21 protein-coding genes and 1 pseudogene are annotated in these 23,509 nt (G+C 68.9%); 8 read left to right on the top strand and 14 right to left on the bottom strand.

The window, feature by feature from the left end; genetic code table 11:
- From purL to P3H15_RS16250, 4 genes are all read right to left on the bottom strand, one after another.
- Window positions 1–2,286: a phosphoribosylformylglycinamidine synthase subunit PurL gene (gene purL, locus P3H15_RS16235; protein ID WP_276138184.1), complete on the bottom strand. Its 2,286-nt coding sequence runs from the start codon at window positions 2,284–2,286 to the stop codon at window positions 1–3.
- Between the two features lie 144 nt (window positions 2,287–2,430).
- Entirely contained in the window at window positions 2,431–3,714 is a 1,284-nt protein-coding gene (locus P3H15_RS16240) for a M18 family aminopeptidase (protein WP_276138185.1), read from the bottom strand.
- A 25-nt stretch (window positions 3,715–3,739) separates the two neighbouring features.
- Window positions 3,740–4,093, bottom strand: a complete 354-nt coding sequence (locus P3H15_RS16245) for a VOC family protein (RefSeq protein ID WP_095863618.1) — start codon at window positions 4,091–4,093, stop codon at window positions 3,740–3,742.
- 40 nt (window positions 4,094–4,133) lie between these two features.
- A complete protein-coding gene (locus P3H15_RS16250) occupies window positions 4,134–5,333 on the bottom strand; it encodes a macrolide family glycosyltransferase (RefSeq protein WP_276138186.1) in 1,200 nt (399 codons plus the stop codon).
- Between the two features lie 100 nt (window positions 5,334–5,433).
- On the opposite strand from P3H15_RS16250, the gene P3H15_RS16255 reads away from it, so the two are divergent.
- Window positions 5,434–6,024, top strand: a complete 591-nt coding sequence (locus tag P3H15_RS16255; protein ID WP_276138187.1) for a TetR/AcrR family transcriptional regulator — start codon at window positions 5,434–5,436, stop codon at window positions 6,022–6,024.
- On the opposite strand, the gene malQ is transcribed toward P3H15_RS16255, so the two are convergent.
- Window positions 6,021–8,132, bottom strand: coding sequence for a 4-alpha-glucanotransferase (gene malQ / locus P3H15_RS16260; protein WP_276138188.1), 2,112 nt, complete (start codon window positions 8,130–8,132; stop codon window positions 6,021–6,023). The two genes, P3H15_RS16255 and malQ, sit on opposite strands and share 4 nt — an antisense overlap.
- A 195-nt stretch (window positions 8,133–8,327) precedes the next feature.
- On the opposite strand from malQ, the gene P3H15_RS16265 reads away from it, so the two are divergent.
- Window positions 8,328–8,975 carry a HemK2/MTQ2 family protein methyltransferase gene (locus P3H15_RS16265; RefSeq protein WP_276138189.1) on the top strand — a complete coding sequence of 216 codons (648 nt, stop codon included), beginning with the start codon at window positions 8,328–8,330 and terminating at the stop codon, window positions 8,973–8,975.
- Between the two features lie 53 nt (window positions 8,976–9,028).
- Here P3H15_RS16265 and purQ read toward each other — a convergent pair whose 3' ends face one another.
- Both purQ and purS read right to left on the bottom strand, forming a co-directional pair.
- Window positions 9,029–9,706 carry a phosphoribosylformylglycinamidine synthase subunit PurQ gene (gene purQ / locus P3H15_RS16270; RefSeq protein WP_276138190.1) on the bottom strand — a complete coding sequence of 226 codons (678 nt, stop codon included), beginning with the start codon at window positions 9,704–9,706 and terminating at the stop codon, window positions 9,029–9,031.
- Window positions 9,703–9,942: a phosphoribosylformylglycinamidine synthase subunit PurS gene (gene purS / locus P3H15_RS16275; RefSeq protein ID WP_005244409.1), complete on the bottom strand. Its 240-nt coding sequence runs from the start codon at window positions 9,940–9,942 to the stop codon at window positions 9,703–9,705. Before purS ends, purQ begins: the two co-directional genes overlap by 4 nt.
- A 131-nt stretch (window positions 9,943–10,073) precedes the next feature.
- Between purS and P3H15_RS16280 the strand changes: the two genes are divergently transcribed.
- Window positions 10,074–10,721 carry an MBL fold metallo-hydrolase gene (locus tag P3H15_RS16280; RefSeq protein ID WP_124392575.1) on the top strand — a complete coding sequence of 216 codons (648 nt, stop codon included), beginning with the start codon at window positions 10,074–10,076 and terminating at the stop codon, window positions 10,719–10,721.
- 50 nt (window positions 10,722–10,771) lie between these two features.
- Here the strand turns inward: P3H15_RS16280 and P3H15_RS16285 are convergent, their stop codons facing one another.
- The 3 genes from P3H15_RS16285 to P3H15_RS16295 form a co-directional block, all read right to left on the bottom strand.
- Window positions 10,772–11,476, bottom strand: coding sequence for a DUF2334 domain-containing protein (locus tag P3H15_RS16285; RefSeq protein ID WP_276138191.1), 705 nt, complete (start codon window positions 11,474–11,476; stop codon window positions 10,772–10,774).
- Window positions 11,477–11,571: 95 nt separating this feature from the next.
- The gene (locus P3H15_RS16290; RefSeq protein WP_276138192.1) at window positions 11,572–12,066 is read right to left on the bottom strand and encodes a glutathione peroxidase; all 495 of its coding nucleotides are present in this window, start codon (window positions 12,064–12,066) and stop codon (window positions 11,572–11,574) included.
- A gap of 82 nt (window positions 12,067–12,148) precedes the next feature.
- The gene (locus P3H15_RS16295; RefSeq protein ID WP_276138193.1) at window positions 12,149–13,534 is read right to left on the bottom strand and encodes a cation:dicarboxylate symporter family transporter; all 1,386 of its coding nucleotides are present in this window, start codon (window positions 13,532–13,534) and stop codon (window positions 12,149–12,151) included.
- A gap of 160 nt (window positions 13,535–13,694) precedes the next feature.
- Here P3H15_RS16295 and P3H15_RS16300 point away from each other — a divergent pair, with 160 nt between their 5' ends.
- From P3H15_RS16300 to P3H15_RS16310, 3 genes are all read left to right on the top strand, one after another.
- Window positions 13,695–15,260 (top strand): sensor histidine kinase, encoded by a 1,566-nt coding sequence (locus P3H15_RS16300; RefSeq protein WP_276138194.1) that lies wholly within the window; start codon window positions 13,695–13,697, stop codon window positions 15,258–15,260.
- Window positions 15,257–15,946: a response regulator gene (locus P3H15_RS16305; protein ID WP_005244415.1), complete on the top strand. Its 690-nt coding sequence runs from the start codon at window positions 15,257–15,259 to the stop codon at window positions 15,944–15,946. Before P3H15_RS16300 ends, P3H15_RS16305 begins: the two co-directional genes overlap by 4 nt.
- Window positions 15,947–16,040: 94 nt before the next feature.
- Window positions 16,041–16,220, top strand: coding sequence for a hypothetical protein (locus tag P3H15_RS16310; RefSeq protein WP_015888663.1), 180 nt, complete (start codon window positions 16,041–16,043; stop codon window positions 16,218–16,220).
- 101 nt (window positions 16,221–16,321) lie between these two features.
- Here the strand turns inward: P3H15_RS16310 and P3H15_RS16315 are convergent, their stop codons facing one another.
- Window positions 16,322–18,451 carry a S9 family peptidase gene (locus P3H15_RS16315; RefSeq protein ID WP_276138195.1) on the bottom strand — a complete coding sequence of 710 codons (2,130 nt, stop codon included), beginning with the start codon at window positions 18,449–18,451 and terminating at the stop codon, window positions 16,322–16,324.
- Between the two features lie 3 nt (window positions 18,452–18,454).
- The gene (locus P3H15_RS16320; RefSeq protein ID WP_276138196.1) at window positions 18,455–19,339 is read right to left on the bottom strand and encodes a phosphoribosylaminoimidazolesuccinocarboxamide synthase; all 885 of its coding nucleotides are present in this window, start codon (window positions 19,337–19,339) and stop codon (window positions 18,455–18,457) included.
- A gap of 144 nt (window positions 19,340–19,483) precedes the next feature.
- Between P3H15_RS16320 and P3H15_RS16325 the strand changes: the two genes are divergently transcribed.
- Both P3H15_RS16325 and P3H15_RS16330 read left to right on the top strand, forming a co-directional pair.
- The gene (locus tag P3H15_RS16325) at window positions 19,484–20,932 is read left to right on the top strand and encodes an MDR family MFS transporter (RefSeq protein WP_276138197.1); all 1,449 of its coding nucleotides are present in this window, start codon (window positions 19,484–19,486) and stop codon (window positions 20,930–20,932) included.
- Between the two features lie 10 nt (window positions 20,933–20,942).
- Window positions 20,943–21,977: a D-2-hydroxyacid dehydrogenase gene (locus P3H15_RS16330; protein WP_276138198.1), complete on the top strand. Its 1,035-nt coding sequence runs from the start codon at window positions 20,943–20,945 to the stop codon at window positions 21,975–21,977.
- Between the two features lie 24 nt (window positions 21,978–22,001).
- On the opposite strand, the gene P3H15_RS16335 is transcribed toward P3H15_RS16330, so the two are convergent.
- Window positions 22,002–23,345, bottom strand: a complete 1,344-nt coding sequence (locus P3H15_RS16335; protein WP_276138199.1) for a diacylglycerol kinase family protein — start codon at window positions 23,343–23,345, stop codon at window positions 22,002–22,004.
- A 33-nt stretch (window positions 23,346–23,378) separates the two neighbouring features.
- Window positions 23,379–23,509, bottom strand: a pseudogene (locus P3H15_RS16340) (LysR family transcriptional regulator); the annotation flags it as partial.

Below are 23,509 nucleotides of genomic sequence, written 5' to 3' on the forward strand. Positions count from 1 at the left end.
TCACCCGAACAATGCCGGCAGAGTTCCCTCGAACGTCGTGCGCAGCTCGGCCAGCGAGACCGAGAACTGGCCCTGGACCTCGACGGAATCGGACCCCTCGTCCACCACACCGATACGCACCCACGGCAGATTACGGGCCGTGCACATCCCGGTAAAGCGAGTTTCCTCGGTACGCGGAACCGCGACCAGCACCCGACCCGACGACTCCGAGAACAACGTGACGAACGGATCCGCGTCCTCGGGAAGCAGGATCCGGCAGCCCGTCTCCCCGGCCAGCGCGGCCTCGACGACGGCCTGCGCGAGACCACCCTCGGACAGGTCGTGCGCCGCCGACACCAACCCGTCCCGGGACGCCGCCAGCAGGATGTCGGCCAGCAACTGCTCCCGGCCGAGGTCGACCTGCGGCGGCACCCCACCGAGGTGACCGTGCTCGACCTGCGACCAGATCGACCCGTCGAACTCGTCGCGGGTCTCACCGAGCAGGATCAGCGTCTCCCCCGGCTCCAGCCCGAGACCGGTCGGGATCCGCCGGTGCACATCGTCGATCACACCGAGCACCGCCACCACCGGGGTCGGCAGGATCGCGGTCGACCCGGTCTGGTTGTAGAAACTGACGTTGCCGCCGGTGACCGGGATACCCAGCGTCGCGCAGCCGTCCGCCAGACCGCGGACCGCCTGCTGGAACTGCCACATCACCCCCGGGTCCTCGGGGGACCCGAAGTTCAGGCAGTTGCTGACCGCCTTCGGGGTGGCGCCGGTGACGGCGACGTTGCGGAACGCCTCCGCGAGCGCCAACTGCGCACCGGTGTACGGGTCGAGCGCGGTGTAGCGGCCGGACGCGTCGGTGGCGAGCGCGATGCCGCGGCCCGTGGTCTCGTCGACGCGGATCACCCCGGAGTCGGCGTTCTCGGCCAGGACGGTGTTGCCGCGCACGTAGCGGTCGTACTGCTCGGTGATCCACTTGCGGCTGCACAGCGCCGGCGAGGCGAGCATCTTCAGCAGCGTCGCCCTCAGCTCCTCCGCCGATGCGGGCCGTGTCAGGCCGGCGGTGGTGTTCGCGACCAGGGCGTCCTGGCTCGCGGGACGCTGCACCGGGCGCTCGTACACCGGGCCCTCGTGCGCGACGGTGCGCGGCGGCACATCGACGACGGTCTCGCCGTGCCAGGAGATCGTCAGCCGCTCCCCGTCGGTGACCTCACCGATGACGGTGGCCAGCACGTCCCACTTCCTGCAGACCTCCATGAACGCGTCCACGTTCGCCGGGGTGACGACCGCGCACATCCGTTCCTGCGACTCGCTGGAGAGCACCTCGGCGGCGGTCATGCCGGTGGCCCGCATCGGGACCTGCTCGAGGTTGATGTGCATGCCGCCGTCGCCGGCCGCGGCCAGCTCCGACGTCGCGCAGGACAGCCCGGCCCCGCCCAGGTCCTGGATGCCGACCACCAGCTTCGCGGCGTACAGCTCCAGACAGCACTCGATGAGCACCTTCTCGGTGAACGGGTCACCCACCTGCACCGCCGGCAGCTTCTTCCGGCCGGTACCACTCTCGTCGCCGTCGAACGTCTCCGACGCCAGCACGGACACGCCGCCGATGCCGTCGAGGCCGGTGCGCGCACCGAACAGGATGATCTTGTTGCCGGCGCCGGACGCGAACGCCAGGTGCAGGTCCTCGACCCGCATCGTCCCGGCACAGAGGGCGTTGACCAGGGGGTTACCGGCGTAGGACTCGTCGAAGACGGTCTCGCCGCCGATGTTGGGCAGACCCAGCGAGTTGCCGTAGCCGCCGACACCGCGCACCACCCCGTCGACGACGCGCCGGGTGTCCGGGGCGTCCGCCGCACCGAAACGCAGCTGGTCCATCACCGCGATGGGACGGGCGCCCATGGCCATGATGTCGCGGACGATGCCGCCGACGCCGGTGGCCGCACCCTGGTAGGGCTCCACGTAGGAGGGGTGGTTGTGGCTCTCGACCTTGAACGTGACCGCCCAGCCGTCGCCGATGTCGACGACGCCGGCGTTCTCGCCGATGCCCGCGAGCATCGACGACCGCATCTCGTCGGTCGTGGTCTCACCGAAGTACCTCAGGTGCACCTTCGACGACTTGTAGGAGCAGTGCTCACTCCACATCACCGAGTACATCGCGAGCTCGGCCTCGGTGGGGCGCCGGCCCAGGATCTCCTTGATGCGGGCGTACTCGTCGTCCTTGAGACCCAGCTCCTTGAAAGGCTGTGCGACGTCGGGGGTCGCGGTGGCGGCGGTGACGGTATCGACCGGGTGTGCTGACACTGGAGGTGGGGTCCCTTCCCTACGGGAGTCAAGAGAGGCAAGCCGGGAGTCACGGTCGGCGCAAGCCGGGTGGCGACGAGCCGTACGTCAGTCTATCCGGCGGCTCGTTCCGGCACCGACCTGGCGCTCCTCGCCCCTTCCCCGTCACGCCGTCGGTGTGAGGAAGGCCGCAAGGGCGTCGGAATAGGCACGCACGTCACGGGCGCCCATCAGCTCCCGCGAGGAATGCATTCCGAGCTGGGCGGCGCCGACGTCGACGGTGCTCAGCCCCGTCCTGGACGCGGTGATCGGGCCGATGGTCGAACCGCACGGCAGATCGGCCCGGTGCACGTACCGCTGCAGCGGCACGCCGGCCTGGTCGCAAGCGAGCGCGAATGCCCCGGCCCCGGCCGCGTCGGTGGCGTAGCGCAGGTTCTGGTTGACCTTGAGCACCGGTCCCCCGTTGACGGCGATGTGGTGGGCGGGCTCGTGCCGGTCCGGGTAGTTCGGGTGGGTCGCGTGCGCCATGTCCCCGGACGCGCAGATCGACCCGGCCATCGTCTGCAGGAATTCCTCGCGACCACCGCCGCGGCCGAGGACGATGCGCTCGAGCACGGTGCTCAGGAGATCGGAGAACGCGCCCCGATCGGACATGCTCCCCACCTCCTCGTGGTCGAACAGCGCGAGCACCGGCACCCGATCCCCGGGGTTCTCGGCCGCCGCGAGCAGCGCCTGGGTTCCCGCGTAGCAGGTGCCCTGGTTGTCGAGCCGCGGCGCACTGACGAGGTCCTGCTCGGTTCCGACCAGGGCGCTGGGCGCGAGATCGTGGGTCATCAGTTCCCACCCGAGCACCGCGTCGGCGGGCACCTCCGCCCGCTCGGCGACGAAGTCGATGAACGACCGGCGTTCGGTACCCACGCCCCACACGCCGTTGAGGTGGCGCTGCGGATCGAGGTGCACGCCCTTGCGGTCCTCGGACAGGTGGATCGCCAGCTGCGGCACGCGCAGGATCGGTTCGTCGACGCGGACGAGCTTCTCCTCCACCGTGTTGCCCGCCCGCACACTCAGCCGCCCGGAGATGCCCAGGTCGCGGTCGAGCCACGAGTTGAGCCACGCGCCGCCGTACGGTTCGAGACCCACCAGCTGCCACCCCGCCGACGAGAGGTCGGGGTGCTGCTTGACGCGCAGGTTCGGGCTGTCGGTGTGCCCGCCGACGATGCGGAACGGCGCCGTCCGGCCCACCCCCTCGGTGCTCCATGCGATGAGGGATCCGCCGCGCACCAGGAAGTACCGGCCGGGCTCGCCGGGCCACGAGTCGGTCTCGTGCAACTCGGTGAAACCGTTGCCGGTCAGCAACATCGACACCGTCGCGCACACATGGAACGGCGACGGTGAGGCATCGACGAAGGTGCAGAGTCCCTGGGCGTCGGCCCACGTAGTGGAAGGCATGGGGTCAATCATGCAGGACCCGCTGTCACGGGTGGGGACCCGAGACACAGAACTGGTTGCCGTCCGGATCGGCGAGCGTGACCCATCGGAAACCGCCCATCTCGTGCCGCCCGACCTCCGTCGCGCCGTCGGCACTCAGCCTGCCGACCTCGCCGTCGAGGTCTTCGGACGCCAGGTCGAGGTGGATGCGGTTCTTCCCCGGAGTGGGATCGTCGACCTTCTGGAACGCCAGCTTCTGCGCGGAATCCGGAAGGGCGACGACGTAGAACCAGCCGTCGTTCTCCTGCTCGACCGTGCCCGCCGTCTGCTTCGCCCACCAGTTCGCGAGCGGCCCCGGGTCGGTGGTGTCGAACGTGATCATGCCGAGTGTGAGTGCCATGCCCGCAGAGTAGACGTGACCACCGACACGTTTCGCGGCTTCACAGGAACTCCTCGATGACCCGGACGGCAGCGTCCACGCCACCGGCAGAACGCAACTCGGTGGCGAGCTCCGCGCTGCGGCGACGGACCGGCTCGGCGTCGATCCGGGTGAGCGCGTCCCGCAGTCCGGCTGCCGACACGTCCGAACTGTCCACGCGCACCGCCACTCCCGCGGCGACGAGCGCGTCGGCATTCTCGAACTGGTCGGTGGCCTGCGGCGCGGCGATCATCGGGGTCCCCGTGAACATGCCCTCGCTGGACCCGCCCATGCCGGCGTGGGTGAGGAACGCGTCGGCCTGCCCCAGGATGTCGAACTGCGGCACCCAGCGGTGGACCTCCACGTTGCCGGGCACGGCGCCGAGTTCACCGACGTCGACGTGCTGCCCGATCTGCAGGACGACGTGCCAGCCGTCGAGGTCGCCGAATGCCTCGATGCAGCGGCGGTAGAAGTCGGCGTGATCGGTGAACGCGGTGCCGAGCGAGACGAGCAGCACCTTGTGCGCGCCCGCCGGACGCTCCCACCGGCCGTCGGCGGGCCGCCGGGTGGGCAGCGCAGGTCCGACGAACGTGTAGACGTCCTCGTTCACGCGGTCGGCGTTGGGCTGCATCGATTTCGCGATCAGCACCACCGCCCGGCCCGGGCGCCCGTAGAACTCGTCCGGGTCGGTCTCGACCCCGTTGTCCCGCAGCAGTTTCCCCTGCCGCTCGTACAGTGCGGCACCGCGCGGGTCGGCCCGCATGGTGTCCACGGACGACTTCATGTCGTCCTCGTAGCCCTCCCAGGCCACGTACGTCGGCGACAGTTGCACGATCGGCACGTTCCATTCCTCGGCGAGGACGCGGGCGGGGCCTCCCGCGATGTCGTAGAGGAACAGGTCGGGGCGGTCGTCCTCGTACAGTCTCCGCAGTTGCGGCAGCATCGACTCGTACTCGGCCTGGAACAGGGTGAGGTGATCGATGGTGTCGCCGTCCCAGGACTTCCCGGACTCGTCCGCCGCGCCGGCGGTGTTCGCGCGCGGCAACGTCGAGGCGTACTCCTTGAATTCCGCTCCGGTGCTCTCGACGACGTCCTTCACGGCGGCGTCGTTGGCGTACGTCACGCGGTGCCCGCGCGCGACGAGTTCTCGGAGAATCTCCAGGCTGGGGTTGACGTGCCCGGGCGCCGGGATGCTGACCATGGCGATGTGTGAGCGGGTCATCTTCATCCTTTCCGAGACGGAACGGTCCGTCTCGCTACATCGTGACATCGGACCGCAGGCGAGTCAAGACGATACGTCTCGTCTGATCTAGGATCCGTTCATGCCGTCCGCCGACAATCCCCGCCGATCCGAACGGTCCCGCGCCGCGATCCTGCAGGCCACACAGGAGCTGATCCGCGAACAGCCGTACGGGAAGATCAGCATCGAGGGCATCGCCGCACGCGCGCAGGTCGGGAAGCAGACCATCTACCGCTGGTGGCGGTCCAAGGGCGCACTCGTCGTGGACGCCCTGCACGAACAGAACGCGGCCGGCGCCCAGGAGGCCCTGGCCCTGCCCGACACCGGTGACCTCGCCGCCGACATGCGATTGGTGCTCCGCGCGACCGTCGACGAGTTCACGTCCCCCGATTTCGAACCGCTGTTCCGGGCGCTGTCCATCGAATCGCTGCAGGACCCGGCCCTGCGGGAACAGATCGTCGAACGGATCTACCGGTCGCAGTTCGAGTTCGTCGCAGCGCGGTTCCGCTCGGCGCAAGGCGCCGGACAGATACGGTCGGACGTCGACCTCACCCTGGCGTTCGAGTTGTTCATGGCACCGATGTTCTACCGCTGGCAGTCCGGAGCCCATCCCCTCACCCACGAGCACGCCGACGCCGTCGTCGACCTGGCGATGCGCGCCCTCGCGCCCTAAGCGCGGGTTGCGTCCTCGACGAACCCGAAATCGCCGTCCGTCAGGTCCTCGACGTGGACCGCGCGCCCGGACGCGTCGGCGAGGGGAATCTTCCAGTTCGAATACTGGGTCTCGTCGGTGCCCGGCTGATTCTGGATGCGGTACTCCCCCACCAGGTCGGCGAGCGCGACGCCCGACAGCAGCGACGGACTCCGGCCGATCAGCCGGTACAGAGCCTTCACCGTGTCGGGGATCGACGCGTCCTCCGCCAGCAATCCGCGGTCGCGCGCCAGTTGCAGGACGGCCTCGCGCTGCTGCGCGTCGTGTTCCTTCTCGAGTTCGAGATCCCGTTCGAGGAGCCCGAGCCGTGACCGCAATGCGATGTGTTCGCCGGCGAGGTATCCGGCGGTCGGCGGAAGATCGTGTGTGGTCACGGATGTCAGGCACAGCGTCCGGTACTGCTCCGGCGGCGTCGGCCGCTCGCCGTCGTGCTCGAACCACAGGATCGAGGTCCCGAGGATGCCACGCTCGGCGAGGTAGTCCTGGACCGCGGGTTCGAACACCCCGAGGTCCTCGCCGATCACCACGGCGCCGGCCCGCTCCGCCTCGAGCGCGAGGATCCCGATGAGCGCCTCGTGGTCGTAGGTGACGTACGTTCCGTCGGCAGGCGTCTGCGCGTCGGCGGGGATCCACCACAGCCGGAACAGCCCCAGAATGTGGTCGACCCGCAGCCCGCCCGCGTGCTTCAGGACGGTGCGCAGCATGTCGCGGTACGGGGCGTACCCCAGTTCGGCCAGTCGATCCGGCCGCCACGGCGGCTGATTCCACTGCTGGCCCTGCTGATTGAAGTCGTCGGGAGGAGCACCGACGGTAATACTCTCTGCCAGAGCCGTTCCCAGCGACCACGCGTCCGCACCCCCGCGCTGCACGCCGACCGCCAGGTCGTGCACGATCCCGATGTCCATGCCCGCCGCGCGCGCCGCGTCCTGTGCGGCGGAAAGCTGCTCGTCGCATACCCATTGCAGCCACGAGTAGAACTGGATTCGTGGCGTCAGCTTGCGCCGCTGCGCCTGCACCCAGTCGCTGTCGGGCGCTTGCGCTTTCGTCGTCCATCGCGGGTCGTCGGGTGGCAGTTTCTCGGTGAGCGCGCACCAGGTCGCGAAGTCCCGCAGCCCGTCACCCTCGACGCGGCAGAACTCCTCGAACGCATGCTGCCTGCTCGGGCTGCGCTCGACCCGGAAGACCCGTTCGAGCGTGCGGAGTTTGGCCCGGTACGACGGGTTGCGGTTTATCCGGTCGGACCGGTCGTTGGCCCGCTCGAATCGCGCTGCGGCGTCGCGCATCCGCGCATGGCGTCGCGTCGACAGGTACGCCGTCTCCGGGATGTCCTCGACACGGATGTACATCGGGTTGACGTAGCGGCGGGTGGTCGGCAGGTACGGCGACGCCTCGATCGGGGGCCGGGGCTGCGCCGCATGCAGCGGATTGACCAGGACGTAGTCGGCGCCGTGGACGGAACCGAAGATCGACGCGAGATCCGCGAGGTCGCCGAAATCCCCCACACCCCAGGACCGACGCGACCGGATCGAGTACAACTGCGTGAGCACACCCCAGCGCCTGCGGTCACGCAGCGCATCGGACGTCGACAACCGGGCCGGTGTCACCACGAGCGTGCACGACGAGGAGGTGCCCGCAGTGGATGCCCGCACCGTGTGCCACCCGCACGGAACGTCGGAGGGCACGGCGAACGTCGCGCGCCCCACGAGAACACCGTCGACCTCCCGCGGATCGACCCACACCTGGAGTTGGCGTGCCGGGACCGTCGCGCCCGACTCCGTGTCGATCGTGACGTCTACCGCCTCGCCGTGCGGGACGTGGACCACGAAACGGGTCTCGGATCCGTTCCTGCCGACGACGACGGGCGGCAGCATCCGCCGCCACGGCGCCACGTCGCGCTCGGACAGGGCGCGCCGCACCTCGTCCTCTGTTGCGGCGGGAACGTCGAGCGCTGCGAGGACGCTGCGGAGCGTGTCGTCGCCCACCTCGTGACGCCGCTTGTCCCAACCCTGATACGACGTCGCCACCCCGTGCCGGGCCGCGAGATCACGCAACTGCTCGGTGTACGTCACCCGTCGATCGTGCCAGTTCGCCTCGGGTTCCGCGCGTCTTCCGGATCGCCGCCACGGCCGCCGGACCCGCAGGCGTGATTGGCCCCGCGGCGAGTGGGGTAACTGTTCGGTAATCAGACGCACGGCGTCCACAGTGAGCGCCCGGTGGCACTCGGTTGGCGTACGCCGATGCGCCCGGCAACCGAGGAGTCTTCGATGCTGCTACGTCTTCCCGGAGTCTATCGCCCGCAACACGATACGCAGTTGCTGGCCGGTGTCCTGGCGGCGGAGCGACTCGGTCCCCACTCCCGGGTGCTCGATCTGTGTGCGGGGACCGGCGCGCTGAGCGTGGCCGCCGCGGCCGCCGGCGCGGGCCGGGTGACCGCAGTGGACGTGTCGAGGCGGGCGGCGATCAGCATCCGGCTCAATGCGCTCGCCCGCGGACACCGGATCCGGGTGATCCGCGGAGACCTCACCGAACACGTCCGGCAGGACCGGTTCGACCTCGTCGTGTCCAATCCGCCGTACGTCCCGGCATCCGTCGACACGGTGCCCGACCGCGGTCCGGCGCGCGCCTGGGATGCGGGAAAGAACGGTCGCGCGCTGCTCGACCGGATCTGCTGCCAGGCCCCCGACCTTCTCGTCGACGGCGGGGTTCTGCTGCTGGCGCAGTCCGGCCTGAGCGGAGTCGAGAAGACGCTGACGATGCTCGAGGAGCAGAACATGACGGTCGACGTCGCCGCGATGGCCGAGATCCCGTTCGGACCCGTCCTCGTCGAACGGCGGGAGATGCTCGAGCGGCGAGGGCTCATCGAGGTCGGTCAGACCGTCGAGGAAATCGTGGTGATCCGCGCCGTCAGGTAGAAATGGCCTGATCGGCGCCGTGCGTGGCCGAGGCCCGCACGGCGCCGATCGGATCAGGCGGAGATGACGCTGTCGAGCACGGAATAGAACATGCCGAGTCCGTCGTCGCTGGGCCCGGTGAGGGCCTCGGTGGCGTGCTCGGGGTGCGGCATGAGGCCCACCACGCGGCCGTTGGCCGAGGAGATGCCCGCGATGCCGCGCTGCGAACCGTTCGGGTTGTCGCCGGCGTAGCGGAACACCACGCGGCCCTCACCCTCGAGTTCGTCGAGGACGTTCGCCGACGCCTGGTAGCGGCCCTCGCCGGACTTGAGCGGGACGAGGATCTCGGCACCCGTCTCGTAGCGGGACGTCCACGCCGTCGACGTGGCCTCGACCTTCAGCCACTCGTCGCGGCAGATGAAGTGCAGGCCCTCGTTCCGGGTGAGCGCGCCGGGCAGCAGGCCCGCTTCACACAGGACCTGGAAGCCGTTGCAGATACCGAGGACGGGCATACCGCCCTGCGCGGCCTGGACGACCTTGCCCATGACGGGCGCGAACCGGGCGATGGCGCCGCACCGCAGGTAGTCGCCGTACGAGAAGCCACCGGGGACGATGACGGCGTCGACACCCTTGAGGTCGGCGTCGCCGTGCCACAGGCTCACGGCCTCGCCGCCGGCGAGGGTCACGGCGCGGGCGGCGTCGACGTCGTCGAGGGTGCCGGGGAAAGTGATGACTCCGACGCGGGCGCTCATGCTTCGACGCGCCTCACGGTCCAGTCCTCGATCACCGTGTTGGCCAGCAGGGCCTCGGCGATCTTCTCGAGCTGAGCGTCGTCGACACTGCCGTCGACCTCGAGCTCGAACCGCTTGCCCTGACGGACATCGGAAACTCCAGCGAAGCCGAGCCGCGGCAGCGCTCCGACAATGGCCTGCCCCTGGGGGTCGAGAATCTCGGCCTTGGGCATGACTTCGACGACGACACGGGCCACGTGCTGCTCCTTGTTGTTGTGCGCGAGCCCAGAGTGGAACACCGGGCACCCGGAAGTTTACCGGGCTACCTGCCTGCGGTTCGCATCGGACGAACGGGACGAGCCATGCACGCAGGCGCATACTCGAATTCATGCGACTGACTCACTTCGGCCACAGCTGCGTCCTCGTCGAGTTGAACGGTTCCACCATCCTCTTCGATCCGGGCAACTTCTCGCACGGATTCGAGGGCATCACCGGTCTGGACGCGATCCTGGTCACGCACCAGCACCCCGACCACGTCGACCAGCAGCGACTGCCCGCCCTCGTCGAGGCGAACCCCGGCGCGGCGCTGTACTCCGACCCGCAGACCGCGGCGCAGCTCGGCGGCGCGTGGACGGGGGTGCACGCCGGCGACGAGTTCGACATCGGCGACGTGCACGTCACCGGCACCGGCGGCAGGCACGCGGTGATCCACCCGGACATCCCGGTGATCGACAACACGGCGTTCCTGCTCGGCGACGCCGCGAACCCGGCCCGGCTGATGCACCCCGGCGACTCCTTGTTCGTCCCGGAGCAGAAGGTCGACGTGCTGGCGCTGCCCGCCGCGGCGCCGTGGCTGAAGATCTCCGAGGCCATCGACTACCTGCGGGCCGTCGCACCGCGGGTCGCGGTGCCCATCCACCAGGCGATCATCGCGAACGAGGCCACCGGCATCTTCTACGGTCGCTACTCGGACATGGCGCCCGAGGGCACCGAGTTCCGCACGATGCCGAGCGAGTCGAGCGTCGAGGTGGCCTGACGGCCCCGTGAGTACTTGTTAACCGCCCGCGGTTAACAAGTACTCACGGGTCAGGCGGCGCCGATCTGCGAAATCCGCTGCTCCCAGCGGTACACGCCGGGCCGCGCGTCGTGGAAGAGCGCGAGGTCGACGGCGTCGAGCATCGCCTGCCGCGGTCCCGACGTGCCCAGTTGCTTGGCGGTGACGGCGAGGCGCACCACGCCCCCGCGTTTGGCGGTGCGTCCGGAGCCCAGGACGAGGGCCCGGCACCACCACGGTTCGGCGCGGAACCCCTCCCCGATCCCCAGCACCCGCGACCGCACCGACGTCCCGCGTTCGAGGTCGTGAATGGCGGTCATCCCGGCGAGCAGCCGGAACCCGGCGGACGGCAGTGCCGCGACGGCGCCCTGCGACGCCAGCCAGCGGGGCGGAGCGAACAGTCTGGTGCGCAGCCCGGTCTGTTCCATCACCCGGTCTGCCGCGAGCAGTCGCAGCCGCGCCTCGTGCTCGGGCAGCGCGGCGAACTCGGCCCGACGGCGTTTGGTGGCGGCCTGGTCGTATCCGTGCAGGACGACGGCGTCGCCGCGGGATCGGCGCGCACGGAGCCAGTCCTGCGTCGCGGGGTCGTTGACCAGTCGATACTTGTCTTTCAGGCGTGGGGCGACGAGCAGCGACAGCGGCACGCCACGTGCGTCCATCTCCTCGGCGAACGCGGCCGCGAAGTCGCGCGTCTCGTCCTTGATCCCCGACACCGACACGATCAGCTGTCCGGTCATGGGCCCAGCGTGACAGGTGAACGTGAACACGGGGCAAAGCTCGTGCGCCTTTCTGGTAGTGGGAGCTACCGGAAAGGCGCACGAGCCCGAAGCGCCTACTTCGGCAGGACCGCCTCGATGGCCTCGACGACCTCGGGTGCCTCGGGCTCGGTGCGGGGACGGAACCGCTTGACGACGGTGCCGTCGGGTGCGACGAGGAACTTCTCGAAGTTCCACTGGATGTCGCCCGCGGCGCCCTCGGCATCGGTGGCCTTGGTCAGTTCCTCGTACAGCGGGTGCCGGTTCTCACCGTTCACCTCGATCTTCTCCAGCAACGGGAACGTGACGCCGTAGGTGGTGGAGCAGAAGGTCTCGATCTCTTCGGCGGTGCCGGGCTCTTGCCCCATGAACTGGTTGCACGGGACGCCGATCACGGTCAGCCCGCGGTCGGCGTAGTCGGTGGCGAGCTTCTCGAGGCCCTTGTACTGCGGGGTCAGTCCACACTTCGAGGCGACATTCACCACGAGGACGGCGCGGCCGTCGTATTCGCCGAGTGAGGTCGGGGTGCCGCCGAGTGTGTTGATATCGATGTTCTGAACAGGTGTCGTCATGCGCACCAACGTAGCCAAGAAACCTCTGTGCGCCCAGGCTTCGAATCGCCCGGGCGCACAGAGGTTTACTTCGGAGTGGGTGTCAGCTCTTCACGAGCACCTTCGGCTCGTCGGCGGCAGGCGTCTCGGTGGCCTGCTCTTCGACGACCTCGCCGTGGCCGTCATCGACCATCGTCGACTCGTCGAAGGGGAGCTTGCCGTCGAGGACGGTGCGGACGCGGTCGTTGTCGATCGTGTTGGTCCAGGAACCGACGAGCAGGGTGGCGACGGCGTTGCCGGAGAAGTTCGTGACCGCGCGGGCCTCGGACATGAACCGGTCGATCCCGACGATGAGGCCGACGCCGTCGAGCAGTTCGGGACGGTGGCTCTGCAGGCCGCCGGCGAGGGTGGCGAGCCCGGCGCCGCTGACTCCGGCAGCACCCTTGGACGCGATGATCATGAACACCAGCAGCGACAGCTGCTCGGGGAAGGACAGCGGCTGGCCCATTGCGTCGGCGATGAAGATCGACGCCATGGTCAGGTAGATCGCGGTGCCGTCGAGGTTGAACGAGTAGCCGGTGGGGACGACGACTCCGACGGTGGTGCGCTCGACGCCGACGTGTTCCATCTTGGCGATCAGGCGGGGCAGGGCGGACTCGGAGGAGGAGGTGGCGAAGATCAGCAGGTATTCACGGGCCAGGTACCGGACCAGCTTGAAGATCGAGACGCCTGCGACGACGCGGAGCACGGATCCGAGGACACCGAACACGAAGATCAGGCAGGTGAGGTAGAAGCCGAGCATGAGCGTGGCGAGCTGGACGACGGCGCCGAGACCGGTCTGGCCGACGACGTTCGCGATGGCACCGAAGGCACCGATCGGGGCGAGCCACAGGATCATGGACAGGATCTTGAAGACGAGCTTCTGGACGGAGCCGACGGCGCGGAGGATCGGTTCACCCTGCTTGCCGAGGGCCTGCAGTCCGAAGCCGACGAGCAGCGCGACGAACAGGGTCTGCAGGACGCTTCCCTCGGTCAGCGCGGACATCAGCGACGTGGGGATGATCGACTGGAGGAAGTCCATGGTGCCGCCGGCGCCGTGGGCCTTCTCGGCGAGCGCCGCTCCGGTGCTCGCGGTGTCGGCGCTGATGTTCAGGCCGGTGCCCGGGTCGAGCAGGTTGCCGACCAGCAGGCCGATGCCGAGAGCGATGGTCGACATGCCGATGAAGTAGGTGAGGGCGAGCCCGCCGACCTTGCCGACCTTGGCGGCGGCCTTCACCGATCCGATGCCGAGCACGATCGTGCAGAAGATGACCGGGCTGATCATCATCTTGATCAGATCGACGAACATCGTGCCGAGCACGCCGAGCGACTTGCCGACTCCCGGAGCCAGCCACCCGACGAGGATGCCCGCGACGACGGCGACGATGACCCCCATGTACAACCAGTGTGTCCGGTCGCGCTTCTTGGTCTTCCCTGTCGCAGTACTCATGGGATTGTCCTCCAATTCGAGTGGCAAGCTGATCGGTGAGGCCGGTTAGTGACCGCGATCACGTCTTGGAAGAATCTTCTAAGCGATCGCTTGGCCGGAGAAGTTTGTGTTCATTACGTTCAGGAGAAATGCATTGCCGCACCATCCGCCGAGACGGCCCATGAGCGTCGCGAGGCAGCTCTTCCTCCTGCAGCTCGTCGTGTTGGTGCTGGTCATCGGCGCCGGGACCGCGCTGGCCATCGTCGACCAGCGTCGCGACAGCGACGAGACCACCCGGCGCGCCGTCACCGCGGTCGCGACCACACTCGCGCTGTCGGACGGCACCGTCGAGGCATTGCGGTCCCCCGACCCGACGGCCGTTCTCCAGCCTCAGACCGAGCAGATCCGCGCCGCGACCGGCACCGATTTCATCGTCGTGATGACGCCCGCGGGCATCCGCTTCACCCACACCAACCCGGAGCTGATCGGCGGCGTGTTCTCCGGGAACATCGAGCGTGCGCTCCGCGGGGAGACGTTCACGGAGACGTACGCCGGTTCGCTGGGACCCTCGATCCGGGCGGTGACACCGGTGTACGACGGCGACCGGATCGCGGGCCTGGTGTCCGTCGGCGTCACCCGGGCGAAGATCGGCGACCAGTTCGCCGCGAGCCTGCCGACCATCTTCGCGGTCGCCGCGATCGGCCTAGCGGTGTCGGCGGCAGGTTCGTTCCTGCTGAGCAGGCGCCTGCGCCGTCAGACGCTGGGGATGGCCCCGGACGAGCTGCGGCAGATGTACGAGCATCACGACGCCGTCCTGCACTCGATCGGCGAGGGCCTGGTGGTGCTCGGCCGCGACAGCGGTGACACCGCGAATGCCGAAGTGGTGAACGACGAAGCGCGCCGCCTCCTCGATCTCCCCGAGGGCCCCGTCCCGCTGGCCGCGCTGCCGGAGTCGCTGCGGCAGTCGCAGGACGACGACTCCCGGGACGAGGTGCACGTGACCCCCGACCGCGTGCTGCTCGTCAGCCGGGAACCCGTGACGTGGGAGGGGCAGCGTCTCGGGACCGTGCTGACACTGCGTGATCGCACGGAATTGCAAAGCATCATGGGCGAACTCGATTCGGTGCGCGGCTTCGCGGAATCGCTACGGTCGCAGGCGCACGAATCGGCGAACCGACTGCACACGATCATCACGATGGTCGAACTGGGCCGCTACGACGACGCGATCGCGTTCGCCACCGAGGATCTGCGGTTGTCGCAGGAACTGATCGACCGCCTGATGACGGCGGTGCACGAACCCGCCCTGGCCGCACTGCTGCTGGGCAAAGTGGGTGTGGCTGCCGAGCGGGGAGTCGACCTGACCGTCACCGAGGACACCGCTCTCGGGCCCGTGGCGCCACTCAGTGCGCGTGAACTCGTGACGCTGGTGGGTAATCTCGTGGACAACGCGATCGACGCCGCCCGCGGCGCGGCAGCGTCCCCCGGAGAGGATGCGTGGGTGGAAGTGACCGTCCGTCAGGAGGATTCGACGATGGTGGTGCGGGTGGCCGACAGCGGACCCGGCATTCCCGCCGACGAACTCGACAAGGCGGTCACGCGCGGCTACTCCACCAAGTCGGGTCAGCGCGGGCTCGGACTGGCGTTGGTGGCCCAGGTGGTGGCCCGGCACGGCGGGACGATCCACACGGAGCCGTCACTCGGATCGATGATCGTCGTCGAGATCCCGATCGAGGGGGCCGCCTCGTGATCCGCGTGATGATCGTCGAGGACGAACCACTCATCGCCGAGGCCCACCGGGCGTATGTGGAACGCATTCCGGGCTTTTCGGTCCACACCGTCGTTCACGACGGCAACGGCGCCATGCGCGCGGTCGCCGCGGCGAACGGCAGCGACGACCCCATCGACCTCGTCCTCCTCGACATCGGCCTGCCGGATGCCAGCGGCCTCGACGTCGCGGCGGCACTGAGCGGCGTGCGACCGAGTCCCGACGTGATCGCCGTGACCTCGGCCCGCGACCTCGAGATGGTCCGCACCGCCGTGGCGCGCGGAATCGCGTTGTATCTCCTGAAGCCGTTCACGTTCGCGGCGTTCCGCGACAAACTCGAGCGGTACCGGGAATTCCGCGACGCCCTGCCCGCCGGAAGCAACGCGCTGAGTCAGCACGACATCGATCGGGCGATGTCCGCGCTGCGCACCTCCGACGAGCGCGCAGCATCCCCGAAAGGCGTTGCACCACAGACGCTCGACCACGTTTCTGCGTGCGTCCGTGACGCTGCCGGACCACTGACGGCGGCCGAGGTGGCGGCCAGCATCGGGGTCTCCCGGGTCACGGCCTGGCGGTATCTCGAACGTCTCGCCGACGACGGGGTGCTCACTCGGCACACCGAGTACGGCAGGGCCGGTCGTCCGCAGATCCGGTACGCGCTGCGCTGAAGTACCGAACCGGGGTTGTGACCTGCATCACATCGGTGGACGATTGTAGAGGAGTCACCTCCGGCTCGCAGTAACTCAGTCAAGGACCTTCACAATGTCTAGCAGAATTGCCACCACACTCGCCGCAATCGCGTTGACCCTGTCGCTCGGTACTCTGGCTGCTCCCGCAGCTGTCGCGGCGCCGGCCGCGCCGTCACCGACCCCGGCAGTCGGTTCGATCGCCGTCTGCCTCAACCTGCCACTGGGGTCGGCCAGCATCAGTTTCTGCATCTGAGCCCGGCGAGACGGAAAGTGGCCTGACAAACCGACTTCCGCCTCGCCCGCCGACGCAAACCACACGCCGAGATCGGAGCCTCGGCGCGGGTGGCGCATTACCTAGTTGCCGATCGTGTCGAGCACCCAGGCGAATTCGAACGCTACTTCCTTCCACTTCTCGTAGCGTCCGCTGACGCCGCCGTGCCCGGCGCTCATCTCCGTCTTGAGTAGCAGCGGCGAGTCGCCGGTCTTGGTGGCCCGCAGTTTGGCGACCCACTTCGCCGGTTCGACGTAGAGCACCCTGGTGTCGTTGATGCTGGTGATCGCGAGGATCGCCGGGTAGTCCTTGGCCTCGACGTTCTCGTACGGACTGTACGAACGCATGTATTCGTAGACCTCGGCATTCTCCAGCGGGTTGCCCCACTCGTCCCATTCGATGACGGTCAGCGGCAGCGAGGGGTCGAGGATCGACGTCAGCGGGTCCACGAAGGGCACGTTGGCGAGGATGCCGGCGAACAGTTCCGGAGCCAGGTTGGCCACCGCACCCATCAGCAGGCCGCCCGCGCTGCCGCCGTCGGCGACCAACTGCTGTGGCGTGGTGCGTCCGGTGTCGATCAAATGCCGTGCGCTCGAGACGAAATCGGTGAAGGTGTTCTTCTTCGTGAGCGTCTTCCCGGTCTCGTACCAGTGCCTGCCCATCTCGCCGCCGCCGCGCACGTGCGCGACCACGAACACCACGCCGCGATCGAGCAGCGACAGCCGGGCGACCGAGAACGCGGGGTCCATGCTGGCCTCGTACGAGCCGTACCCGTAGAGGAGCGTGGGGGCGGGACCGTCGGCGCCGTCCGCCTTGCGCCGGACGATCGAGAGCGGGATGCGCGTCCCGTCCTCGGCGACGGCCCAGTCGCGTTGCTGCTCGTAGTTGCGTGCGTCGAAGTCGCCGAGCACGGGTTGCGACTTGCGCAGCGCGAGTTCACCCGTCGACAGCACGTAGTCGTACACCTGGCCGGGCGTGATGAACGACGTGAACGCCATCCGCAGGGTCGGCTGCCGCCATTCCGGGTTGGCGCCGAGCCCGACGCTGAAGAGTTCCTCGTCGAATTCGATCTCGGTGAACTCGCCGTAGCCCTCGTCGCCGAGCGGCCAGACGGCCAGCCGGGTCAATGCTTCCCGGCGGTACCCGAGCACCAGGTGATCGGCGAACGCGTCGACCTCCTCCAACCGCACGTCGGAGCGGTGCGGGATGAGGATGGTCAGCGACGTCGGGTCGGACACCGGCGCCTCGGCGAGCACGAAGTTCTCGGCCTTCTCACCGTCGACGACGTCGTTGTGCATGATCAGGAAGCGGTCTTCCCCGGCGACGACGGCATGCTCGACGCCGTACTCGACGCCCTCGCGCCGCGGCAGCACCACCCGGAACTCGCCCTCGGGGTTCTCCGATTCGAGCACCCAGCCTTCGCTGGTGATCTTCGACCCCACCCAGATCACGAGGTACTTCTCGCTCCGGGTGGACCCGACCGACACCCAGAACCGCTCGTCGGGCTCGTGGAACACGGTGACGTCCTGCGCGCGGTCGGTGCCGAGCTTGTGCCGCCACACGGTGTCGGGCCGCCAGGACTCGTCGACGGTGAGATAGAAGACGTGGCTGTGGTCGATGGCCCAGGTGACGCCGGGCGCGGTGTCGGGGATCTCGTCGGGCAGCAGTTTCCCGGTCTCGAGGTTCTTGAAGCGCAGCGTGTAGCGCTCGTCGCCGACCACGTCGACCGAGTACGCGAGGAGCGTGCCGTCGTGGCTGAGGGAGAAGGCGCCGACGGAGAAGAAGTCGTGACCCTCGGCCTCGGCGTTGCCGTCGAGCAGAACCTGCTCACCGGGCAGTTCGACGCCCGGCGTCAGTTCCGGCGGGGTCCAGTCGTCGGCGCCCGCGATCGGGGCCCGGCACTGGACGCCGTACTGCTTGCCCTCGATGGTGCGGGCGTAGTACCACCAGTCGCCCATCCGGGTGGGAACCGACATGTCGGTTTCCTGCGTGCGGGACTTGATCTCCTGGAAGATCTGGTCCCGCAGCGGCGCGAGATGTGCGGTCTGCTGCTCGGTGTACGCGTTCTCGGACTCGAGGTACGCGACGACCTCGGCGTCTTCCTTGGCCCGCAGCCACTCGTACTCGTCGACGAACGTGTGCCCGTGGTGGACCCGTTCGGTGGGGACCTTCTTCGCGACTGGTGGGGTGAGCTTCGCGCCTTCGGTGGCCATGGGTCAGCCCACCCAGTCCGCGAACGACAGACCCGAGATCCGCTCGTACGCCTCGATGTACCGCGCGCGGGTCGCCTCCACGATCTCCGCGGGCAGCGGCGGCGGCGGAGTGTCGGATGCCCGGTCCCAGCCCGATTCGGGGCCGGTGAGCCAGTTGCGGACGAATTGCTTGTCGAAGCTCGGCTGCACCTTCCCGGCCTCGTAGCCGTCGGCGGGCCAGTACCGGGACGAGTCGGGGGTGAGGACCTCGTCGGCGAGAACCAGGTTGCCCTTCGGGTCCAGTCCGAATTCGAGTTTGGTGTCGGCGAGGATGATGCCCCGGTCGGCGGCGAAGTTGGATGCCCGGCCGTAGACGTCGAGGGTGTCGTCGCGCAGCTTCACGGCCAGATCCTGACCCACCTTGTCGACCACGGCCTCGAAGCTGATGTTCTCGTCGTGCTCGCCCAGCTCGGCCTTGCTGGCGGGCGTGAAGATCGGGTCGGGAAGCTGACTCGCCTCCACCAGACCCTCGGGCAGTGCGACTCCGCACACCGCGCCGGTCTCGTTGTAGTCGATCAGCCCGGATCCGGTGAGGTACCCGCGGGCGACGCACTCGACGGGAACCATCTTCAGCTTCCGGACCACCAGCGCGCGGCCGAGGACCTCTTCGGGGATCCGGCTGTCGTCGGGTTCACCGGCCAGGTGGTTGTTGCCGCCGAGGACGCCGAAGAAGAAGACGCTCATCGCGGTGAGCACCCGCCCCTTGTCCGGGATCGGGGTGCTGAGGACGTGGTCGTAGGCGGAGATCCGGTCGCTCGCGACCAACAGGAGGTGCTCGTCGTCGATCGTGTAGAGGTCGCGGACCTTGCCACCGGCCAGATGGGCGTATGAATCGAGTGAGGGGCGCACGGTGATCCAGCCTATCGGTCGGGCACCGACCGCCGGCCGCTGACCTTCGAGCCGGGGGACGGCGGCCGCGGAACACATCGCCGCCCGGTGTCGTTACCGTTGTTCAGGAACTCTTGTGAGCGCGGTAACGGGAAAAGGTGGCTAATGGCGACGGACACGGCCCAGGTGGACGTCGGATTCCGTTCGGAACGCGGACCGATTCTCGTGTCGCTGATGCTCACGACGTCACTGGTCGCGCTCGACGCGACCATCATCTCGACCGCGGTGTTCACCATCGTCGGGGATCTCGGCGGGTTCACGCAGTTCCCGTGGCTGTTCTCGATCTACCTGCTCACCCAGGCCGTGTCGGTGCCGATCTACGGCAAGCTGGCGGACATCTTCGGCCGGAAACCGGTGATGCTCCTCGGCATCGCCCTGTTCGGCGTCGGCTCGGTGCTGTGCGGGATTGCGTGGAGCATGCCCGCGCTCATCGCGTTCCGCGCGGTGCAGGGACTCGGCGCGGGAGCGGTTCAGCCGATGAGCATGACCATCGCCGGAGACATCTACACCCTCGCCGAACGCGCCAAGGCCCAGGGCTACCTGGCCAGCGTGTGGGGCATGTCGGCGGTGGTCGGCCCGACCCTCGGCGGCCTGTTCTCCGAGTACCTGTCGTGGCGGTGGATCTTCTTCGTCAACATTCCCCTGTGCCTGCTCGCGGCCGTGATGCTGATCCGCAACTTCGACGAGAAGCGGGTGCGCACCCAGCGGTCCGTCGACTACGCAGGCGCCGGCATCCTGGCCGTCGGGGCGACGCTGCTCATCCTGGGACTCCTGGAAGGCGGGCAGGCCTGGGCGTGGAGTTCACCGGTCAGCCTCGGAATCTTCGCCGCGGGATCCGTGTTCCTCATCGCGTTCGTCCTCGTGGAACGACGCGCCGCCGAACCGGTCCTGCCGCTGTGGGTGTTCACCCGCAGGGTTCTCGCGGCCAGCAATCTCGTCTCCCTGCTGGTCGGGGCCATCGTCCTCGGCCTGACCACCTACGTCCCCACGTTCACCCAGGGTGTGCTCGGGACGGGCGCACTCGTGGCGGGGTTCGCGCTGGCCACGCTGACCATCGGCTGGCCGATCGCCGCATCGCAGTCCGGTCGGGTGTACCTGCGCTTCGGCTTCCGTGTCACGGCCACCGCGGGCAGCCTGCTGGTCGTCGCGGGCACCGCACTCACCCTGGCCCTGTCCATCGATTCGGCGGTGTGGCAGGTGGCGATCTGCTGCTTCGTCATCGGCGGCGGCATGGGTCTCGTCGCGAGCCCCACCCTCATCGCCGCGCAGTCGAGTGTCGACTGGTCGGAGCGCGGCGTCGTCACATCGACCAACATGTTCGCCCGGTCCATCGGCAGCGCCGTGGGGGTCGCCCTGTTCGGCGCCCTCGTCAACGCGCGGCTGGGCGGCGACGACCACCCGGCGCCGGTCGATCTGGCCGGCGCCCTGCACCTGGTGTTCCTGGCCGCTCTCGGCGCGGCCGTCGTGCTCGTCGTCGCCGCGGCGGCGATGCCGAAATCCGCCGCCGCACCGGAGGTCGAGCCGAGCGCAGCGACGTCCGACCGTCCGCACTGAAGGAGACACCGTGCCCGACCCGTGCGTCGACGTGCTCCTCGCGTCGTATCTCGAGCAGGACCTGGTCGACAGGATCGCACGCAGCGACCGTCGGATCCGGGTGACGTACGCCCCCGAACTGCTCCCCCGGCCCCGGTGGCACAGCGATCACGTCGGGGTGCCGCGCGAACTGACGGCCGGCGAGCACGACCGGTGGACGTCGATGCTGCGGACCGCCGACGTCATGTTCGATTTCGACTGGCGCCACCCCGAACGCACCCTCGAACAGTCGCCGAACCTGCAATGGATCCAGGCGACGTCCGCGGGCGCCGGACAGCTGATCGAGCGGTTCGGGCTGTCGCATGCACCGCTGACGGTGACGACCGCCGCGGGCGTGCACGCCGATCCGCTGGCCGAGTTCGCGCTCGCAGGCATCCTCCACTTCGCGCGCGGACTCCCCCGGCTCATCGCGGACCGGCGCGACCGGACGTGGCGCAAACAGGCGACGACCGAACTCGAGGGACGACACGCGCTGATCGTGGGCGCAGGCAAGATCGGCTCGCGCACAGCGGAACTGCTCCGCTGCTTCGCCGTCACCGCCACCGGCGTCGCCCGCACGCCGCGACCCGCCGGCGGGCCCTTCGACGTCATGACCACCACCGACCTGATCGCCGAGCATCTGCCCACCGCAGACATTCTCGTGATCTCCTGTGCCCTCACCGAGCGCACGCGCGGCCTGATCGGACAGCTGGAACTCGCCGCCCTCCCCGACGGCGCACTGGTCGTCAACCTCGGCCGGGGGCCGATCATCGACGAAGACGCTCTCGCGGAAGCCCTGTCGGCGGGGCGCCTGGGCGGGGCGGTCCTGGACGTCACGTCCACCGAACCGCTGCGGGAGGACTCGCCGCTGTGGGCGGCCGACAACGTCATCCTCAGCCCGCACAGCGCAGCCAACGTGCCGTCGGAGAACGGGAAGATCGTCGATCTGTTCGTCGAGAATCTCGGACGCTACCTGTCGGGTGACGCCGCCCTGATCAACGAGTTCGACTTCGACGCGGGATACTGACGGCCGCCGCCGACCGGTACCGCGTCACGCAGAATTCGAGCCCCCGAATGCCAGTCGGCGGAGCCGGACCCAGTCCACCGGCCGGGCCGGCGGGCGGACACCGGGACGGTTGCGTGGAACCCGTACCCGCAGCGCCCCGGGAGTGACGGTGCACCGTACGGGCGTGGGGATCACGAGGGCTTCGCCGTCGATCCCGGCGGGAATCGAGGGCCCGTCTGCGGTGATGACGACCTCGCGACCGGAATGCTGGATCAGCCCCTCCTGGCGCGCTCGACGAAGCAGAGCCACGGCCTGCCGCGTGCTGCTCACCGAGATCGTCACCACGCCGAGGGTGCCGCGGTCGAGTCGCGGGCGGCGTCCGAGACCGGCCAGATCGTAGATCTCGTACGGCCCGTTGCTCACCAGAACGGCCTGGGGTCCCTCGACCGTACTGTCCCCGAAACGGGCGAGGAGGCGTGCCCCGCGCTGCCCCTCGATCAGGTCGGGAAGCATCCGCAGGGTCGTGCCGGTCTTGTCGTCCCGATAGGCGGGGCTCTGTACCACCTCGGCGTAGGCGCCGAACGAGGCGTTGTTGACGAAGGTTCGTTCGCCGACCTTGCCGAGGTCGATGCGCAGTTCGATCCCGTCCGTCAGCGCGTCGAGGCAGCGGGACGGATCCTCGCGGTCCAATCCGAGATCCAACGCGAAGTGGTTGCGGGTGCCCGCGCTGATCACCAGGAACGGGAGGTCGTGCTCGGCGGCGATGCCGGCGACCAGCGCCTGTGTGCCGTCGCCGCCTGCCACGCCGAGCAGATCGGCGCCGCGTGCCACCGCGTCCCTGGCCAGCGCTTCGACGTCCACCGTCCCCGGTCCTTCGAGCAGGGCCACCTCGGCGCCGAGTGCCTCGGCTCGCCTCTTCAGGTCGAACTTCCCGACCTTCCCGCCACCCGAGTGCGGATTCATCACCAGGAAGGCGTGTTTCGGCGGCACGGCCGGATGCTCGGGCATCACCCAGTCCGAGCGATCCCGGCCGAGGGCGGCGCGGGCGCAGACGACGGCGAGCGCGGCGAGCGCCGCGGCGAGCAGCACCACCCACAGCAGCCGCGCGCTGACGAGAAGCCAGAGCACGACGATCGGAGTCAGAATGAGCACGACCAGCGATATCCAGCGGAGCGCGCCGCGGCTCGTGAGGAACCAGAACAGCGCCGCGACCTCCACCACCGCAGCGCCGACGGCCACGATCAGCAGCGTCAGGGTGTGCAATCCGGCGAACACCAGCAGCACGGCAACCGAGGCGAAGATCGCCAGGTAGGCGGCCCTGGCCAGCCAACGTCGGCGCCCGCTCGCAGGATCCGCAGATTCTGCCGAGTCCCTCTCGTGGAGTGCCATCGCCACCACCTCGCCATTTCCGGGCGTCCCTCTTCAGTATCCATCACGAGTGCGCTCCGTCGCGGGCACTTCCCACGCGGAGGGTGTTCGCGCCGCGTACTGTCGCGCCTCGTCCATGAGCGTCCGCGCGGGTGGCGTGAGGTGGCTCTGCCGGCAGACGGCGG

This window comes from Rhodococcus sp. T2V, from assembly GCF_029269925.1.
GTDB lineage: Bacteria > Actinomycetota > Actinomycetes > Mycobacteriales > Mycobacteriaceae > Rhodococcus_F > Rhodococcus_F koreensis.